Below are 19221 nucleotides of genomic sequence, written 5' to 3' on the forward strand. Positions count from 1 at the left end.
GTTTATTACGGCACAGTCAACAACTGCTTTAAAGAGTTTTATTTAGAATTAATAAAATTAAGGCGCAAAATTAAGTAATAATTATTAAATGAAACTATTGCTTCTTTATGAATCAATATGATGTATGTCATACCTTATGAAAGATGCAGTATTAATGGCGATCAGATCAACGATAGGCCATCAATATCGATGGTATTTTAATTTCGGAATGACAAAGAGATTTTTTTATTGCCTTGTAAAAAGACTGTCCTTATCCGTTATATATATTGTGTTTTCGGTAACAGTTTACTCTGATCATCATCTTTTTTATGAATAATACTGAGTAATCGGGCAGCTGCAATGATTCCCATCTGATAGCCATCGTTGATCTCATATTCGTAAGATTCATCAAGATATTTCGGAAGCTTTCCTTCGCTGATGGCCATTACTTTGATATTGGTATTATTGAGATTTCTTTTAATAAGACAACTGTGAAGCCCAGTCAGGGTTTCGTCACTCATGGCAAAAAAGCCGTCAAAATGCTCCTGCTCCAAAATTGCCTCAAGCTGTTCTTTCACAATTTCCGGTGATTCGCAAAATATGGTCTGATACTGAATTTCGGGGGAAGTCTTTATTTTTTTCAGGAAAGATGTTTTTCTCGTCTGTGTTATCTCAAGACTTTCATCTCCAAAAATGGCCAGTATTTTTTTACAGCCTTTCTGAATAAGCTTGTCTGCAGCTAATTCAGCATTCTTTTCATTATCAAACACCACGGAATCATAAATGTTCTGCGGAATGATCTTATCAAAAATGACTACCGGAATTTCCATTTCATCAATTTTCTTAAAATGGGTAAAATCCTTGGTTTCTTTCGTTAACGAAATTAGAATGCCATCCACCCTGGAATTGATACAGGTATGAATATTTTCCATTTCCGTTTCATAGGAATCATCAGAAGATAGAATAAAAAAATGATATCCTTCTTTATTAAGTACTGAAGAAATCCCTTTGATAATAGAAGGTATAAAAAACATGGAGATGGCCGGAACAATGAGCCCGATGACTTTAGATGATTTCTTTCTGAAATTGATTGCAAAATCATTGGGAACATAATTAAATGTCTCTGCAGCTTCTTTAACCCTGAGTTTTACAGAGCTGCTGATATCGGGATGATCTTTCAAGGCTCTTGAAACAGTTGAAGCACTTATATGAAGCATTTCAGCTAGGTCTTTTATGGTAGTTCTTTTCATTTTGGCAAGTGACATAAATTATTGGGAGAAATTATGAATATTTTCGCTTTACTTTTTTGTTAAAGAACGTTAAATAAAAACCATAAAAAAGTTAACAAAATGTTAAAATTAAAATAACTTATCAACCGCAACCGTTTGCACAATCGTTTGCCATTTACAATCTGTTAACATGCCTCCTAAAATCACTTTTTGATACGGTAAAAAAAATACTTTTAGCCCATAAACAAAAACTCAAAAAATTATGGAAGCAAATGTGATAAAAAAACTGCTCATTTTCGGAACAATGAATATCGCAGCCTTTATGTTCTCTCAAAGCACCCCAACAGATTCTACTTCTGTCAAAGACAAGATGATTGATGAAGTAGTGATTACAGGTAACTCTAATCCAAAAGCTTCCATTAAAACGAGTACGTCTATTTCTACGTTAAAGCCTGCAGATATTATTAATGCCGCACCAAGAACTACCGCTGAAATTTTCAGAACCATTCCGGGTATACGTGCTGAGTCTTCAGGTGGAGAGGGAAATTCCAATATTACTGTAAGAGGAGTTCCTGTATCTGCAGGGGGATCAAGATACTTACTGATCCAGGAAGACGGGCTTCCGGTGATGCAATTTGGTGATATTGCTTTCGGTACACAGGATCAGTTTACCAGATTTGATTCTTTTGTTTCGAGAATCGAAGCATTAAGAGGAGGTTCAGCCTCTGTTTTTGCATCCAACTCACCGGCAGGGATTATCAACTTCATTACCAAAACCGGAGAAAAACAAGGCGGAAGTATCACCCAGCAGGTAGGTCTTAATTATAAAAACTTCAGAACTGATGTTGATTATGGAACTCCTCTTGGAAATAATTATTTCATAGGTGTCGGTGGATTCTACAGAGGTGGAGACGGGCCAAGAAAAACAGGTTACATATCCAACAACGGAGGTCAGTTCCGACTTTCTTTACTCAAAAAATTCGAGAAAGGAAGCATCAGAATTTATGGGAAATACCTGGATGACCGTACTGCAGCGTATATGCCAATGCCAATTGCTGTTTCCGGTTCGGATTCGAATCCAGACTACTCTTCTCTGAGCAGTTATAACATATTGACCGGGGCGCTACAATCTTCAAATTTCAGAAATGATCTTACTATCGGCGGAAACGGCCAGATTCTGAAAAGTGATATCCGAGATGGAATGCACTCCGTATCTAAAACGGTTGGTCTGGAGTTTAATTATGATCTGGGTTCCGGATGGAAACTTGAAGAAAAAGCCCGATATGCCGCCAATGACGGACAGTTTTTAGCTCCATTTCCAGCGTCAGTAGGAAGTAAAGCAGAGATTCTGGAATCTATTGCCGGATATGGAAGTGCAGTATATGCAGGAACCAATACCGCAGTAGACAGCAATGCAAAATATATGAAAACGGTACTGTTCAATACCCAATTGAATAACCTCAACAATTTTTTCAGTGACCTTAATATCTCTAAAAAATGGGATAAAGTAAAACTGAATGCAGGACTCTATAACAGCAGTCAGAACATCAATCTTTCCTGGAACTGGAACACCTATCTTATGGAAGTTTCTGATAGCAACGCAAGATTGGTGGATGTCATCAATCCTACAGGAATCAAAATTACAGATAACGGACTGCTTCATTATGGAGTGCCGGATTGGGGTGGTGTGAACAGAAATTATGATACTAAATATTCAGTTATTGCTCCTCATGCTCAGGTAGAAATAAATGTGGTTAAAAATCTTAGCCTGGATTTAGGGGCAAGATATGATTTCGGAAAAGTGTCCGGAAGTTTTGCGGGTACACAAAATACCATGCGTACTATAGATGTCAATCAAAACGGAACGATTGAAACTCCTGAACAGTCGGTAGCTGTAGTAGACGGAACTGTACCAGTAAATTACCGATACGGAATTTTTGGGTACTCTTTCGGAGCCAACTATACGATCAACTCTCATAACGCATTTTTCGCAAGAGTTAGCCAGGGAGGAAGTGCATCTGCAGACAGGATTTTATTTGCAGGATATAACTATACCAACAATGATGATCCGGCACTGGATGCTGTAAAAGTAAACAAGGTTAACCAAATTGAAGGTGGATACAAATTAAGATCAGCGAATTATTTCCTGAATACCACTCTTTTCTATGCGAAAACCATTGAGGCCAACTACGAAGCCACTACCCAGAGAAGAACTGAAAACAAATACCAATCAATGGGAGTAGAATTTGACGGATTTTATAAAATCAATCAATACTTCGATATCAAAGCCGGCCTAACCTATACCCATGCTGAAATTAAAGATGCTATTGATCAAACCATCGTAGGAAATACACCTCGAAGAACGCCCAAATTCATGTATTCTATCAACCCGAATGTGACTATTGACAAACTGAGTTTAGGTTTCTTTGTAGTAGGATCCACAAAAGCATACACTCAGGATGTTAACAAGCTGGTGATGCCGGGCTATGCTTTGGTGAATCCATACATTGCTTACAGACTGTTGAAAAATCTGACACTGAATGTAAATGCCAATAATATTTTTAATGCACTGGCTATTACAGAAGCTGAAGAAGGTTCAATCGTAGGGACTAACGGGATTATCAGAGCAAGAACTTTACCGGGAAGAACTTTTTCGGCAAGTGTAAAATTCGATTTTTAAATACGTAATTTCATATGGGTTTAAAAGATCATACTTATTCATGAGAATCTGATCTTTCATAAAAATGAATGGAGAACCTCCTATTACCAAAATAATATGTTGAAACAACAAGCCTTAGAAGTTATATACCAGTCGATCTCTGAACAAGGGATTCTAGCCTCATCTGAAAAGCGGGACAATTATGCGAGAGTCTGGTCGAGAGATTCCATGATGACCGGAATCACAGGCTTATTAACTCAAAACCCAACCATCATTGACGGTTTAGAGAAATCTATCCTGACCCTGGCAAAACATCAGGCAGAAAACGGACAGATTCCGTCCAATGTTTACGGTGAAAAAGCGAGTTATGGAAAGCTTGTAGGAAGAACAGATGCTACGATCTGGTGGATTATTGCGGCTTGTGAATATATTGAGTATTGTAAAAATGACCTTCTAAAAAACACAATAAAGCATAAAATTTACGATGCTCTTTCATGTCTCAAAACCTGGGAATTTAACCAAAGAGGACTTTTGTACAGCCCACTGGGGGGGAACTGGGCAGATGAATACGTCACTTCCGGATATGTTCTTTATGATAATGTCCTTCGATACTGGGCACTGAAGAATGCCGCAAAAGTGTATGATGACTCTGATCTGGCCATGCAGGCTGAAGCAACAAAGAAACTCATTGAAAACAATTTCCGGAAAAACAGCTCTCATGAAACAAAATATCATGAAAATGCTTATCAAAAGGCATCAGAAAAGCCCTATTTCTGGGCTTCTCTTAATGCCAACGGATACGATGAACGTTTCGATCTTGCTGGAAATGCCCTCGCGGTTCTCCTTGGTTTTGAGCTTGATATGGATGCTTTTATTCATTTCCTGGAACAATTAAATTCGGAGTTCAAGCACTGGATGCTTCCTGTTTTTTATCCTGTCATTTTTCCTGAAGATGCCGACTGGAAATTATTGGAAAACAATTACAGCTATCAATTTAAAAATGAACCCTACCATTTCCATAATGGGGGATCGTGGCCCATTTATCTTGGCTGGCTGTGTCTGGGTTTAAAAAAGAGAGGATTCGATGAAATTCCCCTTAAAATTTTAAAACAGTATGAACAGCTTCTTGAAGAAAAAGGGACGAGTTTTAAAGAGTATTACTCTACGGATGAATTACTTCCTTTAGGAACGGACAAATTATGTTTTTCAGCATCAGGATACTTATTGATGACCGTTTAAAATACTTTATCACCCCTACTGTTATCAGAATATCATAGAGAATTAAATTAATGACCAAAAGAAAATAAAGATGATTGGAGATGTTATAGAACTGCAGGAAAAGCATTTGCACACAGCGGAAAATATTTATAAGATCATAGAACAAAAGCTTACTTTGCATGGTGGTCATAAATGGGCTGTTGGGATTTGTGGTGAGAGCGGAAGTGGAAAATCTGTCACGGCTTTTGCCCTGCAGAAAGTAATGGAACACAATGGAGTCCGCAGTAGGGTTCTTCAGATGGATGATTACTTTACCCTCCCTCCAAAAAACAATCACAAAAATCGCCAGAAGAGTTTAGACAATGTAGGAACCCACGAGGTTCAGCTACACCGTATCCAGGAAAATCTCAGGCAGTTTAAAGCCGGAAAAATTAGTATTGAAAAGCCTTTGGTTGATTATCATGCTAATTCTATTTCTAAAGAAACCATAAAGACTGATGATATTGAGATATTGATCATTGAAGGAACGTATATACTGGATATTGATGATTTTGACTTTAGTATTTTTATTGACCGTAATTATAAAGACACCCATGAAAACAGAATGAAAAGAAACCGCGACGAACAAAGCGATTTCATAGAAAAAGTGCTCGATATTGAACATCAGATCATCAGCAGATTGAAGGATAAGGCCAACTTAATCCTTGATAAAAACTATCAAATTACAATGCCGTAACCATGACAAAAAGAATAATTCCTAAACTTAGTTTTTGGCAGATTTGGAATATGAATGTCGGTTTTTTCGGCATTCAGTATAGCTTCGGCCTGCAGCAGACGGCTGTAAATCCGCTGTATTCTTTTCTGGGAGCACACGCCGAACAGTTACCTATTCTTAATCTGGCCGGACCTGTTACGGGATTGCTTATCCAGCCTTTGATCGGGGCTATCAGTGATAAGACATGGAGTCCGAAATGGGGACGCAGAAAACCGTTCTTTTTGCTGGGAGCCGTATTTTGCAGTCTGGCACTGTTTATTTTTCCTTTCAGCTCTACCATATGGATGGCCGTAGGACTTCTGTGGATTTTAGATGCTGCCAACAATACGGCGATGGAACCGTACAGAGCTTTTATCGGGGACAAACTTCCTGAGGAACAGCAGACCTATGGTTTTCAGATGCAAAGCCTTTTTGTAGGAGCAGGTATTACCCTGGCCAATTTATCTTTGTTCGTTTTTCAGAAGTATTTGGGAGGCACTTCTGAATCGGGAGGAATTCCGAAATGGGTTTATTATTCCTTCTTTCTTGGATCTTTCTGTTCTATCGCTTCCGTGGTATGGTCGGTGTATAAAACACCTGAAATTCCGCCTACAGATGAAGAACTTGCCCTACTGAAAGCTGAGCGGGAAAAAAGCACCCTGTTCACTCCATTCATTGATATTGTTAAAGCCATTATGAATATGCCCAGAATACTTTGGCAGCTGGCTTTGGTTTATCTATTTCAATGGTATGCGCTATTTTGCTACTGGCAGTTTGTAACGCCAATGATCAAGCAGACGCTTTATGGCGTTTCAGAACATGATGAAGAAAAAGCGGGTCGTATTCTGGAGCTCTCAAAAAATGGATCAGCGATTCTCAACAGCGATTTGTCGTGGGCGAAAAACATTGTCCATCTGGCAGAAACAGCCGTGGGACAAACGGGTCTGATGAATGGCTTTTATAATTTCATTACAATGATCTCAGCCCTTATTCTCATTCCTTTTGCTGTAAAATTTTCTTCAAAAAAAGTATATGCTTTTTGCCTTTTTGCCACCGGATTATCATTATTGATCCTTCCCTTTATCCAAAGTGAAATTTTAATATTATTACCGATGGTCTTATTTGGAATAGGATGGGCCTCTATGATGGGACTTCCCTATTCTATGGTTTCGCCTTCTATCCCTTCGGAGAAAAGAGGGGTTTATATGGGCGTCATCAATATGATGATTGTAGTTCCAATGCTTATACAGACCATTTCGTTTGGTTTTATCTATAAAAACATTCTTCATAACAATCCTTCTTATGCTATTCTTACAGCAGGGATACTATTCTTATTGGCAGCTATATCCGTAACCTACATAAAGATGAAAAAATAGCTGGGTAATTATATACTTCACAGGTAAATAGTTTAGAATTATTTAATTCAATGTTAGTATGCTATTTTGCCTTTGGGGTATATAATTCCTATCCTCCAAAATATTTTATAGTCCTAAGGAACTATTTAAAAACAGAGCGATGAATTCTGTGCCCGCAAAAGTGTAACAGCGAAAGCAGCAACATAAATTGTCTTCATTGTTATTACTATCTTTAAAAATATAGAAAGAAAAGAAATTTCCGGGGAAATTTCTTTTCTTAAAAATATTAGATAATAATATACTAGTTTATACCAAATAATTAAACAACAATAGAAAAGAAAAACAGCATCAAAATGATGCTGTTTTTCTTTTGTTTATTCTATTAATATTAATATAGAATTTTAATCATTAATTCCATTCAGCTTCTGGTATATCATCATTATCATCGACTCCTATAAATTCAATGATGCTATTTTTTAGTAATAAGCTTGGGAAAATTTTAATCTTTTCATCTTTATTAAAAACAACAGTATGAGTATTTTCTTTATCTAATAATGCTGCTGTGATCATCAATTGGAAATTTTTAAATTCTTTTTCATCATCAAATGATAAAATATGCTTGGATGTCGAATTTTGTATTTTTATTCTCATAATGTATAATTTTTTATCAAAGTTAATTCTTTTATTGAAATTTTAAATCTCTTATTATCTATCATTAACTATTTTCAAAAATGCTAGCAATTACAAGAGTTAAATACATATTCTAAAATTCAATTTATTATGAAATCACTAAAAGAATTCATCACAGAAAATTTAGAAAATTCAACTACTATCCTGGTTCAAGAAAATACTGAACAAAATAACAAAGATCAAGACAACGCTGACATTAACAAGACTAATGAGAACAATGAAAATATTATCAAAGGTCAGCCAAATGATGAAAAGACTGATTAAAAAGATAAAGTTTTTATCGTTCTGTGGTTTTTTTATCATATTTCTGTTTATTGATAACACTTTTTACAATTATATTTTGCTTAGATCCAATAGCTTATAGATAAATTGATGTTAGTTTTATTATCGTAAATATTTTTAATACGTCGAGTTTTGTCGTTGACCACGAATATATTTGCAATAGTTGTAAATAATATAAAATGAAGAATAAATAAATTGTACAATCTCATAGTAAAAGTTATCTTTGCAAACTTTGCTATACCTTGAAACTCGATAATAAAAAATACAAGAAAAATAGGAGATTGTCTAAATGGCAGCACTATATCCGAAATTATATTAGAATTCGGAAATTTTTTCCATTTAATAATTTCAAAGAATTCTATAACGAAACCAGATATAGAGAAAAATATTCTAAAATTATTGAACCTTGTGCAGATTTCAGGTTAATAGATAATCCTGTTGAAGTTATTAAAACTATAGCTGAATTAAAATCTTTGGCTAAAAATGTTAAAATTCATAGGGTTATTATTGATTTAACAAATATAATAAATATTGACATTGGAGCGATATCATTGATGTTATCTTCTGTTAAAGAACTACGAAATCATAAAATAAGAGTTTCAGGAACGCAACCTTTGGACGAAGATGTTTTAGATTTTATTATTAAAAGCGGTTTTTTTGGTAATATGTCAAATGTTTCACCTCATATTAATAATACCTTACAATCTCATAAGAAAAATAATAAAAATACTTTGATTATAGCTGATTGTAATACGAAAGGTAGAGGTCAATTGATTGGTACAAACATAAAACAGATTAGAAAATTGTTGTTAGGTGTGGAAAATCATTATCAACCTTTGTATACTATTCTTATGGAAATGAATGCTAATGCTTTTGAGCATGCTTACAATGATAATAAGAAGCATTGGGTTTTAGGTATAAATTTTGATGAGAAAAGTAAAAAAGTTTTTGTTACTTTTACTGATAATGGATTAGGAATTATACAACAATTAAATTTAAAGAGATCAACTAGAGTTAAAGAATTTATCTCAGATTTTGCAAAATTAAAGACCCCAGATGTTTTTAATAATGGAATATTATTACAAAAAGTTTTTGACAAAATTTATAATTCTAGATTTAAAAGTCAAATTAATAGAAACAGAGGATTACCAACGATAAAAGATAAAAATATAAAAAATCAAATCAAAAATCTTATTTGTATTACAAATAATGTCTATTTAGATTTAACTACAGATAAGTATATAATTTTGGATGACGATTTTACAGGAACCTTTTATTATTTAGAGTTAGAAGCAGAAAATTTTTAATAATGGATAAAATAATTGTAAGAGTTAAAGATTTTACAGAATACCCAGATGCCAGATATATAGAGCATGATTCATTTTCTGGAGAAGAATTTTACTATAAGTATGTAAAACCTAATTTCGAGAAAGCTATTGATGAAAATAAACAACTTGTTGTAGATTTAGATGATACAGCAGGTTACGCCTCTTCATTTTTAGATGAAGCTTTTGGAAATTTAGTTTATGATTTTAGCCTTGATATTATAAAATTAAGACTACAAATTATTTCTAATCAAGAGCCTGATTGGATAGATTTAATTATGGAAGATATAATTTCTATATGGAAACAAAAAAAGGAAAAAGGATTACCACGTAAAGAAGTATGATTCAATATTTTATAAATTTTTTGATTAATCATACGCATTTAAACTTCATTTTTTCGATGGAATTTACATTTAGTGATATTATAGCAATATTAGCACTTTTTTCTGGTATTGGTGTGCCCATATATATAGCTGATAGATTACAAAATAAATTTCTTAAAAATACAAATTTAAAAACTTACCATGTAAAACTACTTGATGATATTTTTTTAGATTATAAAAATTTTATTGAAGAATTATTCAAAGGAAACTATAATAAAAGAGATATTACAAGTAAATTTAAAATGTTTACTATTAGATTTGCTTCTATCGATTATCAAAATCGAGAACGCTTTAAAATATCACAAAAATTACAACCAATTAATAGACAACTACAAATGTTTGTAACAAGTTGTAATGAATATAATACGACTCAAACAACTGGTAAAGTCAAATTTAATAATCCATCTAAGAGTCAAATGGAAATATTCTATTCATTATTAATTAAAACTAATGGTGATATAATCTTCTCATTACATAAGTAATTAAGATTGAAAATGTAAAACCCTCTAAAATAGAGGGTTTTACATTTTTCACCTTAGCTATTTTCATCATATTTTTGTTTATTCATTTAATAGTAATATTTTTGAAAAAACTATAAACTTCATGAATATAACTATTATTGCTAATTATGAATTAGTGAGGGATTTGATAAATCCAAATAAAAGCATTGCTTATCAACCTAACAGATTAATAATTGATATTAAAAATGGGCTTAATATTGATTTTTATGTTGAAACGTTAGAAGTAAAAGTTTGCAACAAATTTTTGCCATTTATATTTAGTAAAACTGAATTGCAACAAACTGAAAATGTAATAATTAAGCCTAATCACGAAACTAATTTTCTAATTAATTTCTCTAATAAAAAGAATAAAAAATATAAAATATTAGTTAATGGCAAATATTCAAGTAAAGAAACAATTAATTATTTTGGTCTTAAAGAATATGAAAAAATTAAATCAAGTTTCCATTAATTAATTTAATAACTGTTTCAAATGATGGTACATTTTTTACAGGAATGCTATAAATAATTTTGCTTTTATTAATACTAACTATTTTTATTTTTGACAAGTAATCCTTATCATTTTTCATCTTTTTACATCGCCAATTCATTATATTTATTAATGAAAAACAGTATTTATTATAAAATTGCTTATAGTGTATAGAAAAAAGTGATTTAATGAGATTTCGCATATTGTTAAATTTGAATAATTAAACAATCTCATCAATTATTAAAACGCAAAACCCTCTAAAATAGAGGGTTTTGCGTTTTTCAGCCTTAAATCTTTTTTATATATTTGTATTATTAAAAATAAAATCATTCTGTAAGGAATGTAAAATAAATCGTGCTAATTGCATTATTGCTAACCTAAACTACCACAACGAAGTTTTCGAACTTCATCTTTAAAAGCAAATAATGTATATAAGGTACGCCATTTTGGCGTGGCTTGTATCATTGCTTTTAAGGGTGTGGTAGCCCTTGGTTAACGTGGTACAATGTCCACGCTTTATTTTTTAAGCATTTATTAACCAAAACTACCACACAATGAAATTTGAATTATCTACATTCAAAACAGTAGCATCATGTTCTATTTTGATGCTCACAAACTTCTCCGTATCAGGACAAACTAAATTTTCTTTTGATGACCAAACATTAAAAAAGTTTTATTATCAGACATTATTTCCAGTTGAGTATAAGCAAATAACTGATAATTCTGAAACAAGAAAAGCCTACATGATTTCGATTGATGAACAAATACCTATTTCATCGGATGAATTAAAAGGTTCATTTATTGTCATTTCAGACAAAATGGGTTTTCATGACAAAGATGTTACAGGGCATTTTCTTAAGTATGAACTATGTGAAGAAGTTATGCGATATTATGAACTTTCTGAAAGTCATGTACTACTAGTAGAAAATGAAAATACTAAAAAGCTATACTTGATGTATTCTAGTCTTCTTAAAAGTATGAATGAAGAAAAAGAAAAAATTCAAAAAGATGCATCTGAACTGAAAATGATAGATGGGTTTATGCAATCAATGGGATATAAAACTTCTCAAATAGATGGTGTCATATATGTAAAAACTAAATATTATCGAATTTTATGTAACCTATCAACGGTTGACGTTTTACAAAAAGACAAAGAATATTTGAAAAAAATTGATGGTTGGTTTGAACAACGAGAAGCTATAAGAAAACAAATCATTGCAACCATTCCTAAATTTGATCACTATGCAAGATTATATAGAGTACAAAGAAATAGAATGTCTAAGGCGGATATTTCGTCATGGACAACTTTAACAAAATCAGCTAATCTTCTAAATAAAAAAGAAGTTGATTTAACTGATAAATTATGGGGATTATTAGAATTGCAGAATGCAACAGAAAATTACCACAAATATTCATCTGAATTTATCGATTATCTAAGTGCTTCTACAGGAGTTTTAGGAATATAGGTAAAATAATCCGGCAATACCGGATTATTTTATTTCAAAAAACTCATCAAAAGACATGAAGTATTTCAATAATGGGATTTGATTAATTTCATTCAAATATTTAATAAAACCGAAAATTAAAAATAAATCATTTTCACCCAATATAATTTTTGAATAATCTTTATTCATTGAATGGAGTGTAAATTTAAAATTAAATCCAGACTTTTTACAAATCATTAGAATGTAAAAATCATTATTTTCTAATTTTACATCATATTGTATAGTTAATGATTTTGTTACTATAGTTTTTTCAACTATATCAAAACAATTTATTTTACAATTCTTATAAATATCTGATTCTTTAAGATAGCTATTAAGAATTAAATTAAACGCATCTAATAGTTTTTTTTCATTTATATAATTAAAGTACATTTGCTTAAAATATGAGCTAAATTTACCCAAAAATTTTAACAGACGAAATTTATACGTAAGAAATCTAAATTTTAACAATACTCTTGTTAACTTACAAAACAATAAAAAATTAGACATAATGTTAATTTTAATTGTTTAATTTAACAATCAATATTTGTAATTAATCTAGTAAATCAAAAAGTGAATGTTATTAAGCAATCAGCTCCTCATAAGTAAGTCGTTCCTCAAATGCACAGTATAAAGCAAAATTAAATCGGTTACCTTCATCAAAATCTTTAGTATTATATCTAAAGGAAAATTCATCACAGTAAAGTTGTAAATGTTTTGGGCTTACTGAATGATAAATACCGAGAATTCCTCGTTTAAGTAAACTCCAAAATCCTTCAATACTATTAGTATGATAATTGTCTTTAACATATTGACCTTTAGTATGAGGTATACTTTTATGTTCGTAATGTTTGTGTACTTGTGAATAACCTTTCCAACCATCACTAACCACAATAGAACCTCTTTTGACCATGTTTTTAATAATCGTTGTAAGAGTTTTCCCTTTTGTGTTAGGAACGATTTCTGTGGATACTTTTCCATTATTAAGTAAACCAAATACAACAGCTTTTGTTTTAGTACTTCTTCCCTGAGTATTTTCTACTCTTTTTTGCCATGATTTTTTATGATTTTTTCCTCCTACGAATGTTTCGTCCACCTGTGTAACTCCATCAAATTTATTTATTTTTTCAGAACTTAAAGAATGCCTTATTCTTGAAAGCATAAACCACGCAGTTTTTTGAGTTACACCAATATCTCTTGCAAGTTGATGACTACTAATACCTTTTTTGTGTGATGTAAAAATATAGATTGCGTAAAACCATTTTCTAAGTGAGATTGCAGAGTTTTCAAACATAGTTCCAATTTTCACATTGAAATTTCTTCTACAATCTTTACATTTATAAATACCATTGAATTCACCGTCCTTTTTTAATTTGTAATGATCTTCTCGTTCACTGTTACAATTAATACATATTGGGTCACCATTCCAAAGCAATTCTTCAAGATATTCTCTGCATTTTTGTTCTGTATTCAATGACTCCATCATATTGGTTATAGAAGAATTATCTGAAGAAATTCCAAGATGAAAAATTTTTGTTATGCCTTGATATCTCATATTTATTAGTTATATATAAAATTAATAAAAAAGATCGAGGCTGAACAATGCTGATGAACAAATTTTTATGATTTTTATCTTGTTTTTAGTTTGATTGTCAGTTAATTATGTGTTATTATTTAGTGATTTCAGATACAAAAAACAGCATCAAAAGATTGATGCTGTTTACGTATTGAAATGTTGTTTAATTAATTTGGTATTAACTAGTATATTATTATCAAATATTATTTTGAAATGGCTTTATAACTTTCTACAAGTCTCAAAAATTCAGATCTGTAGCCTTCCTCATCATTCCCTTTTCCTTGTTTGGCAAGATTCTCAATATCAGAAAGATCTTTTTCCCTGATCAGGTCAGATTTCCTTAGAACCAAACCGAACCAAGCAACTGATGCTGTGAACTTAAAATCCGGACTTGCTGAAGATATTTTCCCGGATCCCTTTCTAATGACCTGGCTGATCTCTTTACTGGTATTTTCATCCGGCTTTTTATATCTGAATTTAATTGTTGCAAGCTCATCTCCAAAATCTCCGGAAGATTCTGTACGTGTATATTTCAAATCACTATCCTTAGGAAGAAACTCTGATTGAGTACCTGCCGGAATAATCTCATATAAAGCAGTCACCGTATGTCCGCTTCCCAATTCTCCCGCATCAATTTTATCATTCGTAAAATCTTCGTTCTTTAATTTTCTGTTTTCATATCCTATCAAACGGTAAGAACTTACATAGTTCGGGTTAAATTCAATCTGAATCTTCACATCTTTTGCTATCGCATACATGCTTCCTGCAAATTCTTTACCCAGGAATTTATTAGCTTCCTGAAGATTATCAATGTAAGCGTAATTTCCATTTCCTTTATCAGCAAGTGTTTCAAGCATATTATCTTTATAATTCCCCATTCCAAAACCTAGGCAGGTCAGAAAAACACCGGATTTTCTTTTTTCCTCAATAAGGGCCTGTACATTGGAAGTGGAAGAAGCACCCACGTTAAAATCGCCATCGGTAGCGATCACCACACGGTTGTTGCCGTTTTTGATGAAATTTTCCTGCGCCAATTTATAAGCAAGCTCGATACCTGCTCCACCAGCAGTACTTCCTCCCGCCTTAAGATTATCCAGAGCAAGAATTATTTTGTCCTTTTCGTTAGCCGAAGTTGGTGGCAGAACCACCCCTGCGCTTCCCGCATACACAACAATTCCAACTTTATCCTGTGGTCTGAGTTGATCCAGAAGCACTTTGAAAGATGATTTCAGGAGGGGAAGTTTATTCGGCGAATCCATAGATCCCGAAACATCGATCAGGAATACCAGATTAGAGGACGGGAGCTTGTCCATGGCTATATTCTTTCCCTGAAGGCCTATTTTCAAAAGCTTATGCTCCGGATTCCAAGGCGCATCGCTATATTCAGTATTAATTGAAAACGGCTCGTTATTTTTAGGCTGAGGATAGGTGTACTTAAAATAATTAATCATTTCCTCAATCCTTACTGCATTCCTATCTACAATCTGTCCATTATTAATCATTCTCCTGATATTGGAATAGGCAGCATTATCCACGTCAATTGAAAAGGTTGACAGCGGCTGTTTTTTCGTCAGTTCAAAAGGGTTTTCAACAAATGCATCATACCCTTCATTATCAGAAACCTGATTCTGTTTATACTGATTGATCGTTTGCTGCATTTCTTCCATTCTTCTTTTTCCCCTTTTCGAAAGTCTGTCGGTCTTCACTACAATCACTCCGTTCACGCCCCGGCTTCCATACAAGGCAGATGCTGCTGCTCCTTTTACAACTTCTACACTTTCAATCTTTTGGGGATTTAATGCTCTGAAGTAAGCTTCGTTCACAACTTTACCGTTGACAACAATTAATGGTTCATTTGTACTTTTTACAGTGGCTAAGCCTCTTATCGCAATTTGATTATTATTTAAATAGCCATTATTCGCTGTATTGACTGTATTTTTAATTTTATCACCCTTTCTACGCTTCATTCCAGATGACTGTATCTGGATGCCTGCTACGCTTCCCTGAAGTGCCTGCCCGACATTATTTGATGCGATATAATTTAGTGGTGCACTACTCACAATGGTACTTGATGAAGTTGTTGTTGATATTGTTTTTTTGTAAGTCAAAGGTGCATAAAGAACTACTTCTTCAATATTTTGTGTTTTACTAGAATCCTTCCATTGTGCTTTTTTTGGAGCAGGATGTATATCTTTCTTTTTAATGAAATATTCATCAGTTGAGTAATCCGCACTTCTTGAAGCATAGATCTCATCATTTTTATTAACAACCCTTGCTTTTCCTATCTTGTCTGGAATTTGAATGTCTTCATAGGCCAATGCAGGCAGTTTCTGTGGTGACTTTGAAACTTCAATTTCGTTTTCAATATTAGATTTTACCGTGCTGTCTATGGTCTGGATCTGGTTTCTCTGAAGATGATCTTTTGGCTTTTCTGCAATAACAGGCTTCCCGGGAGCTGTTGTGTCCTTTTTATCTAAAAAATAAAGGACTCCCAATCCAAGGATCAGACTTGCTGCAATTCCGTAAGGAAACCACACCGGCAGTATTCTCTTTTTCTCTTCTTTTTGATCTAATTTTTCTTCAACTTTTCCCCAGACTTTTTCAAAGCCCGGAAAAACAGCCGGCTCATCTGAAAGCTTAGAAGCTTCATTGAATCTTTTATCTATGTCTTGATTATTTTCCATTGCTCTAAAATTTAAATGTTCTGATTCACCAAAAGTTCCTGTAGTTTTTTCCTCGCAAAATTGAGCTGCGATTTTGAGGTTCCCTCACTTATAGAAAGCATAGAAGCAATTTCTTTATGAGGATAACCTTCAATTGCAAAGAGGTTGAATATCGCTCTGCAACCTTCGGGAAGAAAGTTGAGGAGGCTCAGAATATCTTTCTCAAACGAAATGCTTTCTGATAAGGTTCCTGATGTTTCTACAAAATCATCGTCCATGGAAACGAACTGTGCTTTTGTAGCTCTGAGTTTCTGAAGGCATTCATTAACAGCAATTTTTTTAGCCCATCCTTCAAAAGTATCCAGATTCTGGAGTTGGGTGATCTTCGTGAATATTTTGTAAAAAGTATCGGCCAATACTTCTTCAATATCTTCATCATTTTTCAGATAGCGTCTGCAGACTGAGTACAGCCTGCTGGCCATTTTCTCGTAAACCTTCCGCTGCGCACTGCGGTTGCTACGTTGGCATTCTATTAGTAATTCTCTTTCCATAGTCAGGCTTTATACTGTGATAGATGCATAAACTTTAGGATAGGTTGGAAACATTTAATTTTTTTTTAAAGAAAAAGCAAAATAATGAATCAACTGATCAGAAATAAACCTATTAATTTTCAATCAGTTCTCCGTTTTATTGAACTTTTTTCACTTTCAAATTTAACTTTTCCCTTTGTAACAAATCTTTACTATGAACGACTATTCGTATAAATAATCTTTTTATAGTAATGAAAAATACCAAAATTGCCTCATTACTTTTTGTTTTGTCTGCAGGAAGTATGATGTTTGCCCAAGATGACTTGATCAACAAATTAAAAAACAATCAATCTCAAAATGCTAATTTTCAGTTCACAGCGTTAAAAGACGTAGGAGCTACTTCGGTAAAAAACCAGGGTTCATCGGGAACTTGCTGGAGTTATTCCGGAAATTCTTTCCTGGAATCTGAAATGCAGAGAATGGGAAAAAAACCTGTAGATCTTGCTGAAATTTTTACGGCAAGAAATTCTTACCATGATAAAGCAAAGTTATATGTACTGAACAGCGGAGCGATCAGCTGGGGTGACGGCGGAGAATTGCACGACGTTGTGAATATGTACAAAAAATACGGTGCGGTACCTCAGGATGTGTATACAGGACTGAAATCCGGACAGAGCCTTAATAATTTTAAGGAAATGCAGGGGAAATTGAAGCCCGTACTGGACAGCCTTGTACAGGCAGGTTCAAAAGGAAAGCTTACGGATAACTGGATGGATTCGGTAGACGCTATTCTGGATGAATATCTTGGAAAAGTTCCGGCTAATTTTACCTATGAAGGAAAAAATTATACTCCAAAAACATTCGCTAAGGAAGTGGTAGGAATTAATCCTGAAGATTATATCGAGATCTCTTCGTACAAAGATTATCCATACTATCAGAAATTTGTAGTTCCAATTCCTGATAACTGGAGTCATGATTCTGACTGGAATGTTCCTATGAAGGATTTGACAGCCATCATTGATAATGCTGTAACCAAAGGCTATTCTGTAGGATGGGCAACAGACGTTTCTGAGCCTTATTTCTCTTATAAAAACGGAGTTGCCTATGTTCCTGATATGGATCTTAACCAGATCACTCCTGAAAATAAGCAGACTTTATTCACAGAGCCTAAGAAAGATAAAACCATCACGGAAGATATGCGTCAGAAAGCGCTTAACAACCTTTCTACAACGGATGATCACGGAATGCACATCGTAGGATTGGCAAAAGACCAAACGGGTAAAGAGTATTATATGGTTAAAAACTCATGGGGTGTAACCAATGATTTCGAAGGGTATCTGTATGTAACAAGACCTTATGTTGAGTATAAATCAACGGCTATTCTTGTTCATAAAAATGCAGTTCCCAAAAGCATTCTTAAGCAATTGAAACCGACCAAAAATATTGGTTTATAATCAAAAATCACTATTACCGTCACTACGGTAATTTTAGATATTTAAATCTGTTAAAAACCGCGCTCCAAAAATTTTGGAGCGCGGTTGTTTTTACTACTTTTGACATTTTCATTCATAATATTTCGCTATTTAGTGAAAATATTATACTTTTAATAAACAACAAATTATAACGTATGAAAAATTTAAAAAAATTAGCAAAAGCAGATTTAAAGAAATTGAATGGCGGAAATGCTCCGGATTGTCCTGCGGGAACAACACCCTGTCATCACCGCCGTAAAGATGGTTTTCCAAGCTACTGGACTTGCGAATCCAATGGTACAGTATGTCAGGACTAAAAAATAATCCAATTCAATTTTAGGAGTATAGTTGTCTTTTAAATTTCAGACCACTGAAAATATCAACCCACAAATTATTACCTATGAAAAATTTAAAGAAATTAATAAGAACAGATTTAAAGAAATTAAATGGAGGAAATGCACCCCAATGTCCGGAAGGAACAACAGCATGCTATATCCCGCCTAAAAACGGATTCCCTTCCCGTTGGAGATGTGTTTTGAACACCATGGAATGTCCGGATTAAAAACCAATAAAACCCGCTTCAGAAAAATTACTGAAGCGGGTTTCTTTAAAAAAATAATTAGGTAGAAAAT

At 33.3% G+C, this 19221-nt stretch carries 19 protein-coding genes; 13 read left to right on the forward strand and 6 right to left on the reverse strand.

Going from position 1 to position 19221, the window contains the following annotated elements:
- Positions 1 to 257 precede the first annotated feature (257 nt).
- A complete protein-coding gene (locus BW964_RS03960; RefSeq protein WP_076504884.1) occupies positions 258 to 1244 on the reverse strand; it encodes a LacI family DNA-binding transcriptional regulator in 987 nt (328 codons plus the stop codon).
- A gap of 226 nt (positions 1245 to 1470) precedes the next feature.
- Between BW964_RS03960 and BW964_RS03965 the strand changes: the two genes are divergently transcribed.
- From BW964_RS03965 to BW964_RS03980, 4 genes are all read left to right on the forward strand, one after another.
- Positions 1471 to 3888, forward strand: coding sequence for a TonB-dependent receptor domain-containing protein (locus BW964_RS03965; RefSeq protein ID WP_084175586.1), 2418 nt, complete (start codon positions 1471 to 1473; stop codon positions 3886 to 3888).
- Between the two features lie 96 nt (positions 3889 to 3984).
- On the forward strand, positions 3985 to 5106 hold the full coding sequence (locus tag BW964_RS03970) for a glycoside hydrolase 100 family protein (RefSeq protein ID WP_084175587.1): 1122 nt from the start codon (positions 3985 to 3987) through the stop codon (positions 5104 to 5106).
- 70 nt (positions 5107 to 5176) lie between these two features.
- Positions 5177 to 5821 carry a hypothetical protein gene (locus BW964_RS03975; RefSeq protein ID WP_076504887.1) on the forward strand — a complete coding sequence of 215 codons (645 nt, stop codon included), beginning with the start codon at positions 5177 to 5179 and terminating at the stop codon, positions 5819 to 5821.
- Between the two features lie 2 nt (positions 5822 to 5823).
- On the forward strand, positions 5824 to 7215 hold the full coding sequence (locus BW964_RS03980) for an MFS transporter (protein ID WP_076504889.1): 1392 nt from the start codon (positions 5824 to 5826) through the stop codon (positions 7213 to 7215).
- 387 nt (positions 7216 to 7602) lie between these two features.
- Here BW964_RS03980 and BW964_RS03985 read toward each other — a convergent pair whose 3' ends face one another.
- Positions 7603 to 7845 carry a hypothetical protein gene (locus tag BW964_RS03985; protein ID WP_076504890.1) on the reverse strand — a complete coding sequence of 81 codons (243 nt, stop codon included), beginning with the start codon at positions 7843 to 7845 and terminating at the stop codon, positions 7603 to 7605.
- 129 nt (positions 7846 to 7974) lie between these two features.
- Here BW964_RS03985 and BW964_RS22455 point away from each other — a divergent pair, with 129 nt between their 5' ends.
- The 6 genes from BW964_RS22455 (at position 7975) to BW964_RS04010 (ending at position 12330) form a co-directional block, all read left to right on the forward strand.
- Entirely contained in the window at positions 7975 to 8148 is a 174-nt protein-coding gene (locus tag BW964_RS22455) for a hypothetical protein (protein WP_165789218.1), read from the forward strand.
- A gap of 260 nt (positions 8149 to 8408) precedes the next feature.
- Positions 8409 to 9473 carry an STAS domain-containing protein gene (locus BW964_RS03990; RefSeq protein ID WP_076504892.1) on the forward strand — a complete coding sequence of 355 codons (1065 nt, stop codon included), beginning with the start codon at positions 8409 to 8411 and terminating at the stop codon, positions 9471 to 9473.
- A 2-nt stretch (positions 9474 to 9475) separates the two neighbouring features.
- Positions 9476 to 9835 carry an STAS-like domain-containing protein gene (locus BW964_RS03995; RefSeq protein WP_076504894.1) on the forward strand — a complete coding sequence of 120 codons (360 nt, stop codon included), beginning with the start codon at positions 9476 to 9478 and terminating at the stop codon, positions 9833 to 9835.
- Between the two features lie 56 nt (positions 9836 to 9891).
- Positions 9892 to 10356, forward strand: a complete 465-nt coding sequence (locus BW964_RS04000) for a hypothetical protein (protein WP_076504896.1) — start codon at positions 9892 to 9894, stop codon at positions 10354 to 10356.
- 121 nt (positions 10357 to 10477) lie between these two features.
- Positions 10478 to 10846, forward strand: coding sequence for a hypothetical protein (locus BW964_RS04005; RefSeq protein WP_076504897.1), 369 nt, complete (start codon positions 10478 to 10480; stop codon positions 10844 to 10846).
- A 572-nt stretch (positions 10847 to 11418) separates the two neighbouring features.
- Positions 11419 to 12330 carry a hypothetical protein gene (locus BW964_RS04010; RefSeq protein ID WP_076504899.1) on the forward strand — a complete coding sequence of 304 codons (912 nt, stop codon included), beginning with the start codon at positions 11419 to 11421 and terminating at the stop codon, positions 12328 to 12330.
- Between the two features lie 24 nt (positions 12331 to 12354).
- On the opposite strand, the gene BW964_RS04015 is transcribed toward BW964_RS04010, so the two are convergent.
- The 4 genes from BW964_RS04015 to BW964_RS04030 all read right to left on the reverse strand — a co-directional run bounded on the left by BW964_RS04015 (position 12355) and on the right by BW964_RS04030 (position 17138).
- The gene (locus BW964_RS04015; RefSeq protein ID WP_104669413.1) at positions 12355 to 12858 is read right to left on the reverse strand and encodes a hypothetical protein; all 504 of its coding nucleotides are present in this window, start codon (positions 12856 to 12858) and stop codon (positions 12355 to 12357) included.
- 73 nt (positions 12859 to 12931) lie between these two features.
- On the reverse strand, positions 12932 to 13903 hold the full coding sequence (locus BW964_RS04020) for an IS1595 family transposase (RefSeq protein WP_228431923.1): 972 nt from the start codon (positions 13901 to 13903) through the stop codon (positions 12932 to 12934).
- 224 nt (positions 13904 to 14127) lie between these two features.
- Entirely contained in the window at positions 14128 to 16608 is a 2481-nt protein-coding gene (locus BW964_RS04025) for a vWA domain-containing protein (RefSeq protein ID WP_076504902.1), read from the reverse strand.
- 11 nt (positions 16609 to 16619) lie between these two features.
- Positions 16620 to 17138, reverse strand: a complete 519-nt coding sequence (locus tag BW964_RS04030) for an RNA polymerase sigma factor (protein ID WP_076504904.1) — start codon at positions 17136 to 17138, stop codon at positions 16620 to 16622.
- A gap of 230 nt (positions 17139 to 17368) precedes the next feature.
- Here BW964_RS04030 and BW964_RS04035 point away from each other — a divergent pair, with 230 nt between their 5' ends.
- From BW964_RS04035 to BW964_RS22465, 3 genes are all read left to right on the forward strand, one after another.
- Positions 17369 to 18571 carry a C1 family peptidase gene (locus tag BW964_RS04035; RefSeq protein ID WP_076504906.1) on the forward strand — a complete coding sequence of 401 codons (1203 nt, stop codon included), beginning with the start codon at positions 17369 to 17371 and terminating at the stop codon, positions 18569 to 18571.
- A 173-nt stretch (positions 18572 to 18744) separates the two neighbouring features.
- Positions 18745 to 18906, forward strand: a complete 162-nt coding sequence (locus tag BW964_RS22460; protein WP_165789159.1) for a bacteriocin-like protein — start codon at positions 18745 to 18747, stop codon at positions 18904 to 18906.
- Between the two features lie 83 nt (positions 18907 to 18989).
- On the forward strand, positions 18990 to 19151 hold the full coding sequence (locus BW964_RS22465) for a bacteriocin-like protein (RefSeq protein ID WP_165789158.1): 162 nt from the start codon (positions 18990 to 18992) through the stop codon (positions 19149 to 19151).
- Positions 19152 to 19221: the final 70 nt, after the last annotated feature.

The organism is Chryseobacterium shigense, from assembly GCF_900156575.1.
In the GTDB taxonomy this organism is placed as follows: domain Bacteria; phylum Bacteroidota; class Bacteroidia; order Flavobacteriales; family Weeksellaceae; genus Chryseobacterium; species Chryseobacterium shigense.